Origin of the sequence: Streptomyces sp. NPDC005181 (genome assembly GCF_040608395.1) — a bacterium.
In the GTDB taxonomy this organism is placed as follows: Bacteria; Actinomycetota; Actinomycetes; order Streptomycetales; family Streptomycetaceae; genus Streptomyces.
Map to the genome: position 1 here is coordinate 1 of NZ_JBEXID010000153.1, position 9,678 is coordinate 9,678.

Below are 9,678 nucleotides of genomic sequence, written 5' to 3' on the forward strand. Positions count from 1 at the left end.
CGACATCTCGAAGCGTGGAGAACGGCCGCCCCTGTTGTCCCGGGAAGAACCGCAGATCAGCAGGTCGGGTGACCTGCGAGGATAAACGCCAAGCTAAGACGTCGTGTCATTTGGTGAGTCGTGGGTCGATCTGCAAGGTGAGCGTCGCCAGTTGGTGCAGGCGCTCGTAGTACCGGAACTCCTCCGCTTGCGTGAGGAGGGGCAGGACCTTGTCGAGTTCGGTGATGCAGTGGCGCAGTATCCGGAGGGACTTTGTCTCAAGGGAGCCGTCGTTGTTGCGCCAGGTCGTCACGCAGCCGGCGATGTCCGCGTCGAGCATCACCATGTCGATGCCCTCCAGTTCCGCACCGCGCAGTCTGGCGGGAAACTCCGCATCCATGTGGTCCTGCCACAGACGGGCTACGACGACTTGGCGCTCAATCTCTCCATTCACAGGGGCCATCCTCCGGCACGCGGTCATGTGCGGATTCGGCGGTAGCAGATCAGAGCCGCAGTGATGCCGGCGAAGGCGAGGAAGTGCTCAGGCTTGCGTTCGTAGCGGCGATGCAGGCTCGGTGCGGACATCGACGTCTCCCAGTGGGTCAGGGACGGCCAGGACACCACGGCCCTGGTGGCGTGGCGGGATGGCTCTTAATACCGGCCCTTGTGCATCTCGCGACGGATCTTCCTCTGGCCGGCAAGCGTGATCTCGCGGATCGCGAGGTCCATGCGCAGGTCGGCGAAATGCGGTGCGCTCGCCCCTGCGGCCATCGGCCGCTAAAGCCGACATTTCATCGGAAAACGCTGCCTGGCCGCGTTCCCCTTTCGTTCCCCTTGAAGCCGAACAGGCCCCCCGAAGATCAACTCCGAGGGGCCTTTTCGATGCTCCGACGCAGGTCAGAGACTGTGCCCCCGGCAGGATTCGAACCTGCGACACCCGCTTTAGGAGCGTGGTGGGGCGAGTTGGGCTCTGACCTGCGGGATGCCGACTTCGGCGTCTGCTGGCTGTGGCTTCCGTCAGCAGCCGCAGTTCCCCGTGAGTCCCCGCCCGATCTGGCGCGGTTGTGGCACGGGGCAGCGTCGACCGCCGCTGTTCGCGCCTTTTGGTGTCAGCTGCTGACGTCGGGAACCGGGGCGCTCGAAGAGTTCGGGCTACTTGCACGCCGGATCATCTCCACAACGTGCACCGCCTGCTCCGGGTAGGCCCATAGCCGTACGGGCCCCGCAGACGATTCACACTCGATCACCAGCGCTTTGGTCGGGACCCACAACATTTCGCGGAAGGTCGCTTGGTGTGCGCGGATGTATCGTAGATCGTTCGGGAGTTCGCGCAGCCGCGTCCTCGACCAGCGAGACTTCCATTGGAACTTGCCTCCGGCGCGTACCTGGCCAAGGCTGTATCGGCGACCTTCGTCTGGCAGGTTGGCCCCGACTTGGAAGAAGACTGTTTGCCCTGCTTCGGTCTGAGTGACTGTTCGCCGCGCTCGCCGTGCCAGGAGAAGCCTCCCGATCACGCCGCCGATGAGGGCAGCGCAGAGTCCCTGAATCATGCGTGAAGATAACAAGCGGCCAACTCATTGCCAAGGGGTTCGGCGCACCTCGGACCTGGTTAGCGCTTCTGCTTGTAGCGGTCGACGAGTTGTCCGGCGACGATGACGATCCCTGCGAGGAGTGCACTCGTGTACCAGCTCTTCGGGCTGCCAAGCACCTGGGCAAGCGACCAGAACATCACGGTGACAACGATCCAGGCTATGGCCCAGACCAAGGGTTCCGGCACGACCGGGCGTGGGATCTTCACGGGGTGAGGCTACGTGCCGCCGGCCCCGCACCCGATCTCTTTCCCCAACCCACTACTTCCCCAGCTCCCATCCCGTCCGCCGTCGACCCACACACCGTGGAGCGGGCGTGGTTCATGGCGTCCAGGTGGAGCGCGCCACTGTACGAACGACCTGGACGCCATGGGCCGCGTCTGCTCGGCTCTGCCTGGGTCGACGGTGGACGGGATGGGAGCCCACAACGCTCACCACGATCCGGTCGGCACCCGCGAACGGCGCCCCGTCCATCCCGGAGTCTGAGCGCCCCCGCCGGAGGCATGTTCTTGACCCGCGGATGATTCTCGCTTTAGCCCGCAGCACGTAGCGCGCCGCCTGGCGCGGCCAGCCGGGGCGAAGACAGAGGCAGGCCGCGCCGCTGAGGCGGCGCGCGCCCGCGCCGTGCGCGGGTCTTGATGAGGTAGAGAAACCTGTAACAGGCCTAAGCCCTTCTGGTCGCAATCCACATCACAGCCGTCTTCCTCTGGCCTTCCCGCTGATCCAAACGAGACGGCTCGCCGCGACCGGCCTAGCTCATTTGCGCTTCAGCGCAGCGCGCACGGCCTTCGAGTCCGTGCTGTTGGTCTCGCCTAGGTTGACTGCCTGATCGACGAGCCACGTGCCGCGTTCGCCAGGAACGAGCCTTAGCGCGGTGTGAATGGTCATGCCAAGTTTCGCCGTACCGGTCTCCACGGTCACCCCCAGTCCGATTCCCGCCGGGTGTGGGCCGAAGGCCAAGACCTCGACCGCCTCACCGATACTTACCCGCGCGTCCTGGTGGTCGCGGAGCCGGGGCGTACTAGTAATTTCGACGCAGTCGGCGATATTGTCTGCCCCCCAACTCTGCCGCAGGCGTTCGGTCCGGGCCTCGCAGGCGGCCTCCCAATCCTGATCCACCGTGGCCTGCTGATAGGTCCGGGCGGCCTCGATCGCAGCCGCCGCGCGCTCCTTGCTCCCACCGCCGCCAGTGCCGTCGTCATCGGTGCAACCGGCCACCGGCAGGGTCATCGCCATCACGAGCACCCCAGCGGCACGTCCAAACCGAGCAGCCACGTCCTGTCCCCCTCACCTCTCATCGGCCCTCCCCAGAACCGTTCGGAGGATTACAACACAGGGCCGGGGGCGGGTGACCTACAGGTCTAACCGGCGCGAGTGAGCGCGGTCAGGTGATCCAGGTACTCGCGGCCTACCGTCTCCGTGGCGTAGTCCCGGTTGATGATGGCCGCCAGTTCTCGGCTGACCATGAGCAGGGACGGCAGAGACTGTCGGTCCCCCTTCAGCGCCCACTCGCCGTAGTTGACGGCCTGGTCCAAGTCGCCCTGCCGGGCTGCCACCACGCCAAGGGTGATCCGCGCCTCCGCCATGCGCATCGGTGAGCGCTCGGAGCCGTCGAAGTCCGTGCCCGCCCGGATCACTTCATGGGCAAGGTTTTCGGCGAAGCGATCCTCTCCGAGCAGGCGGTAGCAGTCCATCGCGTAGAAATCGAACTTCGCCGGGTCCACCACAAAGTGGTGGTCAAGGTTCTCGGGATACGGCATCCCTTCGAGAAGCTTCCGCCCCCGGTCCAACGCCACTTCCGTCTGCCGCCGGTCGCCCAGACGTGCCCACCCCTTGGCCTCCTGGGCGGCAAGCTGCACCGCCACCCCGTGCTTGGGGGACGTGTCGGTCCCGGCTTGCGAGGCTGCCAGGATTCCGCGGTAGTCGCCCGTCGTGAGGGCGAACCATGCGCGCATCTCGTGGGCCCAACCGGAGATCTCCGGGTTATCCGCCTCACGAGCTAAAGACAAGGCTGCCCTGCGGGTGCTCTCTGCCGCTGCGCGGTCGCCCATGTCGTACTCGACGCAGCCGATCAAGAGCGCGAGCCATCCGGACAGGGTGAGCACTTCGCGGTGCTGCGCGAGCGTGAGGCGTTGGGCCTGAAGCCCGGCAACGTGCTTGAGCCACTGCCTGCCCTCGGCGGCCAGCTGCCCGCTTGGCAGGTAGGGGTACTCCGAGCACAGTCGGTCGGTGGTGATCCGGAGTGCGTCAAGAGTGGCGGTGTCGACGTCGGATGCCTGCAACCGGCTGATGATGTCCAGTGTCTCCATGCCGCTCGCCGCGACGATCTCGGCGTTTCCATCTCGCTGCCCGGTAACTGGGAAGATCGCATGGGTCACGGTGCCGAAGGTGGCGGCAATGATCGGCTGGTAGAAGTCGCTCGGCATGACCTCGCCGGACTCCCACCGCTTCCACTGGCGGACCATGCTGGAGCCTTCCGGCAACGGCTTCGGCGAGTGGGCCCGGAGCGCGGCAACCACTTCGGCCTGTGACCACTGCCGGGCGTCTCGCTCGGAGGCAAGTCGTCGCGCCCATGCCGGCCGTTCGTCGCTCATGTGCTGCCCTCCCGTCGGGGTGCTTGCCTGTCGAGTCTGGCACTCAGAGAGCCGGTGACACGGGGGGTGACAGGGGGTTGGCACTAGGGCTGTCCCCCGGTGACACCACGCCTGTCCCTAGTTACTCAGTCGTGCTGACAGCAAGGTGGATCACTGTCAGGTACCGCTCAAGGGCTGGGCTCGTTTCTCCAACTCGGCGACGCGGGCGGCAAGTTGCTGAATCTCGGAGTGGATGGCGTTGATCTCATCTCGGTTAACCGGAGCGCTGGCGTCTTGCCCGGCCCTGTCTTTGCTCGGCCGGTCCTGCACGAAGTACCCGCGCGTCGGCACGGAGATGATCACGCCCTCATCTGCAAGCACCTTGAGAGCGTTGCCCACGGTCACCGTCGTGACCTTGAACCGGTCTGCCAGGTCACGCAGTGATGCGAGCCGGTGCCCCGCCGGGAGCGGGGTGCTCTCGATCTCGTCGCGCAAGGCGTCGGCGATCTGCACCTTCTTGGACCTGGGGTCGTGGGCTTCAACCGTCATGAGCCGAGACTACCCACCAGCGCGACATAGCACAGCCTATGCCGCGCTAACACTTGCGTCCTACTCTGCTATATAGCAAGCTATGTCATGCGGTTAAGCCGCAAACCCGGAGGGCGACGCATCTACCGCCAAGCAGTCCGCCGCCCTCCTTCGTCCCTCGAAGGGAGCTTCCATCATGCCCGCGACGCTCGTCGTCTTGCACCCTGCACCGCTATCCGCTCCGCTGTCCCGCACCGAAGACGGTGTCATCTACGAGCCCTCGCCGTGCCAGGCATGCGGAGTCGCCGGTGGCACGGACTGGATCAAGGTGGACGGCACCGGCGTCCTGGTGCACAGCGCCCGTGGCCGGGAGCGCTGCCCGGTGGCCGCGCCGTTCGACTGGGAGACCGGTAAGCCGCTGCCCGCGCTGACTGAGGCGGTGGCCGCATGAACGCCTTGATCGTTCCTCTCGTCACTGGTCCCTCTCCGGTTCAGCCGCCTGCGTTGCGGGCTCCGGATACGCCGTTGGGTCGTGCCCGGCTGGCTCGGGGCTGGTCGCAGGTCAAGGTGGTGCGGGCGCTGATGCTTCTGGCTGATCACTGGGGCTGGGACATCGCGACCGAGAACTCGCTCAAGGTCTTCGTCTCCCGCTGGGAGAACGACACCCACCGCCCGGGACCGGCGTATCAGGTCCTGCTCTGCGCGATCTTCCGTGCCACCCCGGCCGAGCTGGGCTTCACCCGTCCCGCCGCCGCGTCCACGCTCAATGAGCGGCTGGCCGCTCTGGAATCGGTGATCGAGGGCCTCACCGAGCGATTCGGGGAGGTGGCTGCGTGACCCTTCCTGCGCTGTCCTCGGCGGCCGTGGCGGACACCGCGGCCGCGGTGGGCGTTGATCCCCTGACCTTGGTCGACATGCTGCGCGTCGCCAACTCCCCGCGCTTCGAGCGCTGGAAAGAACAGGTGCGGCGGACCGGCGGCTGTGCACAGCCCATCCATCTGAGCGGCCACTCCCAGACCGTGGACACCCGTACCGGTGAGTTCTTCGAGTACTCGACCAGCAGCGAACCGGGCGGACGGCTGCGGATCGCCTGCGGCAACCGCCGTGCCTCGCGCTGCCCGTCCTGCGCCTGGACCTACGCGGGGGACACCTATCACCTGATCATGGCCGGACTCGTCGGCGGCAAAGGCATCCCTGACACCGTGGCCGAACGCCCCCGCGTCTTCGCCACCCTCACCGCCCCGTCCTTCGGCCCGGTCCACAACCGCCCCGACTCCGGCCGCTGCCGCTGCGGCACCGCCCACCACGAGGACGATCCCGCCCTCGGTACCGCCATCCACCCGGAGCGCTACGACTACGCCGGGGCCGTGCTCTGGAACAACCACGCCGGACAGTTATGGCAGCGCTTCACCATCTACCTCCGCCGCGAGATAGCCGCCCGCGCCGGACTGACGCAGGCGGCCTGCAAGGAAGAGGCGCGGGTCTCGTTCGGGAAGGTCGCCGAGTTCCAAAAGCGCGGCGCGGTCCACTTCCACGCGGTCATCCGCATCGACGGACCGGACGGGCCCGACACCCCGGCCCCGGCCTGGGCCACCGTCGAACTCCTCGACGCCGCAATCCGGGCAGCCGCAGCACGCGCCACGGTCCACGTCCCTTCCGCCGGCCGATTCCCCGCCCGGACCCTGCGCTGGGGAACACAGATCGACGTGCAACCCATCGGCGCCCTTGAAGGCCAGACCGACGTCAGCGAACAGGCCGTGGGCGCCTACGTCGCCAAATACGCCACCAAGGCCGCAGAGACCACCGGCACCCTCGACCGCCGCATCGGCGAACTCCGCGAACTCGACCTCCACCCCCACCTGCCCGACCACACCCGACGCCTGATCGAAGCCTGCTGGGACCTGGACACCGACTACCCAGAACGGCTGCTCGCCCACTGGTCCCACATGCTCGGCTTCCGCGGCCACTTCTCCACCAAGACACCCCGCTACTCGACCACCCTCGGCGCCCTGCGCGGAGCACGCGCCGACTGGCGCGCCCAGCAAGAACGCCGGGAACGCGGCCTCGAACCCCTCGACCAGGACGACGACACCACCGAGGACACCACCGAGGACACCACCCTGGTCATCGCCCACTGGGAGTACGCCGGACAGGGCCACACCCCTGGCGAATCCTGGCTCGCCCAATCCATCGCGAACGAGATCAGGCAGAACCGCGAGCTTGCCCGAGAGCACCGCACCGAACGGGAAGCCTTCGACACCGTGGGGGAGTGGTGACCATGGAACGGCTGCTCACTGTTGATCAGGTTGCCGAACTCCTGGGCACCACCGTTCGGTTCCCCCGGCGGCTCATCGAGGAACGCCGAATCACCTTCGTGAAGGTAGGCCGACACGTCCGTATCCCCGAGAGAGCCGTCACCGCCTTCATCGACGCCCACACCTTCGAGCCGGTCGCTCCTCGCTCGGCTGGCCTTCGGAGGGTCGCCTGATGGCCAACAGGAAGGGAAACCGTCGGCGCTTTGGTTCGGTCCGGCAACTCAAGTCTGGTCGTTGGCAGGCTCGGTACCGCGACCCAGTGACCGGACAGCTTCGCAGTGCCGAGCAGACCTACGCGACGAAGACGGACGCGGAAGTCGCGCTGACGCACATTGAGGCCGACATCTCGCGCGGCCAGTGGGAAGTCCCGGACAAGCGGGCCGTTCCGTTCGCCGAGTACGCCGATGCGTGGCTGCGGGACCGAAAGCTGGCTGCCCGCAGCAGGGAACGGAACGAGGCGGTGATCCGGCTACACATCAGGCCGACGTTTGGTTCGGGATCTCTGGCCGACGTCACCACGTCCCGCGTCCGCCACTGGCGTGGCCAACTGCTCGCGGCCGGGGTGGGGGAGCCGACCGTCGTCAAGGCGTATCAGGTCCTTCGAGCCATCATGAACACGGCTGTTGACGATGAACTCGTTCGCCGTAACCCCTGCCGGGTCAAGGGCGCCGACCGGTATGACGTGCCTGAGCGGCCGGTGTTGACCGTGGCCGAGGTGTACGCGGTGGCCGATGCCATGGCGCCGCGCTACCGGCTGCTCGTCCTGCTCGCGGCCTTCACCACGCTGCGGTTCGGTGAGCTGGCGTCTCTGCGCCGCCGGGACATCGATACTGCCGGGCGGGTGGTCCTGGTGCAGCGGGCCCAGGCCGAGATGCAGGACGGCAAGCTCTTCGACAAGGCTCCGAAGTCGGCGGCCGGCGTCCGCCCCGTCGCCTTCCCGGACGAGATCCTGGCCGACGTCATTGAGCACCTGGAGTGCTACGCGGGGGCGGGCCGTGACGGCCACGTCTTCCTTGGCCCCCAGGGCGGACAGCTACGGCGCAGCAACTTCCGGGACGACTGGATCAAGGCGCGCAAGGATGCGGGCATCGCTGCCGATGTTCACTTCCATGATCTGCGGCATACGGGAAACACCCTGGCCGCTGCCGGGGCGAGCACGCGTGAGCTGATGACGCGCATGGGGCACAGCACCGCTCGTGCCGCGTTGATCTATCAGCACATGACCGCCGACCGGGACCGTGCGATCGCTGATCGGCTGGGGTCGATGATCCGCAAACGGCAGGGAGACGCCGGGACGTAGTGGCACGTGTGTGGCACGGCCGCGATCATGCGAAAGGGCCAGTTCGAGAGGATCAAGCCTCCGAACTGGCCCTTAGTGCTGTGCCCCCGGCAGGATTCGAACCTGCGACACCCGCTTTAGGAGAGGCCCTATAACCTGCCCTGTCTGTGTTGATCTTCCCCCGGATTCGCTGTTCTGGCTGGTCAGCGCGATCCGGCCTTCCGTCCCCGTCGGATCGTTCCCGGCCTTTACTCGGCCTTCCGTTCCCCTGACGTTCCCCATACGGGGCCCCCGGACCTGTGGGAACGGAGGCCGGGGGAGTCGGCCGAGGTCAGCTGTGGTCGGCGAAGCGGTGAGCACCGCAGACCCTTTGGGGACGACAAAGGCCCCGCCCCCATCAGGGGGTCGGGGCCCTCGGCCGTCTGCGCGGGCCGTTCGTGGCTGCTGGTCACAGGCTACTGGTCCGGCCTGAGCTGCGGGGTCAGTCCGTACGAATCGCTACTGAGGTTTGATGCGTGATGTCGCTGGGTCGACGCCTTGAACTGCGAAGAGGAGGGCCCGCCCCGCGGCATCATGCGAAGATCACCAGCAACACCCCAATGTCCCCAACCGTGACCAAGAACGTAAATCGCGGAAGAGCCCGTCATCCAGGTACCCCCTCCCGACCGCCCTGGTAGCGTGCGCCGGCATGTCATCGGAACTGGAACGCCCCCCGCGCCAAGCGGACGAACGCACCGCGCTCATCGGCTGGCTGGACCTGCAGCGGAAGATCCTGCGCTGGAAATGCGAAGGGCTGAGCGACGAGGACGCGCGCCGCCCGGTCATCCCGACCTCACCGGCCATGACGATGGCCGGTCTCATCTCGCACATGCGCTGGACCGAGCACATATGGCTAGAAGTGGTATTCCTCGGCGGCGACAAGAAGCAGAACCCCGCATTCGACGAGTCAAGCAAGAACGCCGACTGGCACACCGACGGCCGCCCCCTCGCAGAGCTCCTCGCGGAGTACGAGGCCCAGTGCGCCCGCAGCAACGAGATCGTTGCCGCGGCCGACCTGGACGACGCCGGCCGCCACCCCGACTTCCGCGACGGCAGCGCCAACCTCCGCTGGATGCTGATCCACCTCGTCGAGGAGACGGGGCGACACGCGGGGCACGCGGACATCGTCCGGGAGCTACTCGACGGCACGAAGGGCTACTACTAGTGCTGCTCCGCGGAAGTTCGTGGAGGGGTGTTGGTCAGGGGGTGGGGTCGCCGAGGTAGAGGAGGCAGGCGCAGTCCAGGGCGTCTTCGGGTGAGCCGGCAGGCAGTCCGGTGGGGAGGAAGTTGTCCTCATATTTCCCTCGGCTGGCGAGGTAGATCGCGAAGCCCCAGGTGTGCAGGACACCGGTGAAGCGCAGGCGGCACAGCGGCAG

At 66.9% G+C, this 9,678-nt stretch carries 11 protein-coding genes and 1 pseudogene; 6 read left to right on the top strand and 6 right to left on the bottom strand.

The genetic code is table 11. The features are described 5' to 3' along the window. Positions 1–106 precede the first annotated feature (106 nt). The 6 genes and pseudogenes from ABZV38_RS38090 to ABZV38_RS38115 form a co-directional block, all read right to left on the bottom strand. Positions 107–442 (bottom strand): hypothetical protein, encoded by a 336-nt coding sequence (locus tag ABZV38_RS38090; protein WP_356333255.1) that lies wholly within the window; start codon positions 440–442, stop codon positions 107–109. Between the two features lie 14 nt (positions 443–456). Continuing rightward, a pseudogene (locus tag ABZV38_RS38095) lies at positions 457–549 on the bottom strand (IS5/IS1182 family transposase); the annotation flags it as partial. A 1,039-nt stretch (positions 550–1,588) separates the two neighbouring features. Continuing rightward, entirely contained in the window at positions 1,589–1,777 is a 189-nt protein-coding gene (locus ABZV38_RS38100) for a hypothetical protein (RefSeq protein ID WP_356333257.1), read from the bottom strand. Positions 1,778–2,324: 547 nt separating this feature from the next. Further along, positions 2,325–2,804: a hypothetical protein gene (locus ABZV38_RS38105; RefSeq protein WP_356333259.1), complete on the bottom strand. Its 480-nt coding sequence runs from the start codon at positions 2,802–2,804 to the stop codon at positions 2,325–2,327. A gap of 125 nt (positions 2,805–2,929) precedes the next feature. Then, on the bottom strand, positions 2,930–3,994 hold the full coding sequence (locus ABZV38_RS38110) for an XRE family transcriptional regulator (protein ID WP_356333262.1): 1,065 nt from the start codon (positions 3,992–3,994) through the stop codon (positions 2,930–2,932). A gap of 324 nt (positions 3,995–4,318) precedes the next feature. Further along, positions 4,319–4,690, bottom strand: a complete 372-nt coding sequence (locus ABZV38_RS38115) for a winged helix-turn-helix domain-containing protein (protein ID WP_356333264.1) — start codon at positions 4,688–4,690, stop codon at positions 4,319–4,321. A 175-nt stretch (positions 4,691–4,865) separates the two neighbouring features. On the opposite strand from ABZV38_RS38115, the gene ABZV38_RS38120 reads away from it, so the two are divergent. From ABZV38_RS38120 to ABZV38_RS38145, 6 genes are all read left to right on the top strand, one after another. Next, positions 4,866–5,120 (top strand): hypothetical protein, encoded by a 255-nt coding sequence (locus ABZV38_RS38120; protein WP_356333266.1) that lies wholly within the window; start codon positions 4,866–4,868, stop codon positions 5,118–5,120. A 131-nt stretch (positions 5,121–5,251) separates the two neighbouring features. After that, the gene (locus ABZV38_RS38125) at positions 5,252–5,506 is read left to right on the top strand and encodes a hypothetical protein (protein WP_356333268.1); all 255 of its coding nucleotides are present in this window, start codon (positions 5,252–5,254) and stop codon (positions 5,504–5,506) included. A 26-nt stretch (positions 5,507–5,532) separates the two neighbouring features. Further along, on the top strand, positions 5,533–6,945 hold the full coding sequence (repSA, locus tag ABZV38_RS38130) for a replication initiator protein RepSA (protein ID WP_356333274.1): 1,413 nt from the start codon (positions 5,533–5,535) through the stop codon (positions 6,943–6,945). Between the two features lie 2 nt (positions 6,946–6,947). Beyond that, the gene (locus ABZV38_RS38135; RefSeq protein ID WP_267004670.1) at positions 6,948–7,157 is read left to right on the top strand and encodes an excisionase family DNA-binding protein; all 210 of its coding nucleotides are present in this window, start codon (positions 6,948–6,950) and stop codon (positions 7,155–7,157) included. Then, complete coding sequence (locus ABZV38_RS38140; protein ID WP_356333270.1) at positions 7,157–8,284, top strand: site-specific integrase; 1,128 nt, start codon at positions 7,157–7,159, stop codon at positions 8,282–8,284. The genes ABZV38_RS38135 and ABZV38_RS38140 overlap by 1 nt, the downstream gene beginning before the upstream one ends. A gap of 667 nt (positions 8,285–8,951) precedes the next feature. Then, positions 8,952–9,467 (top strand): DinB family protein, encoded by a 516-nt coding sequence (locus tag ABZV38_RS38145; RefSeq protein ID WP_356333272.1) that lies wholly within the window; start codon positions 8,952–8,954, stop codon positions 9,465–9,467. Positions 9,468–9,678: the final 211 nt, after the last annotated feature.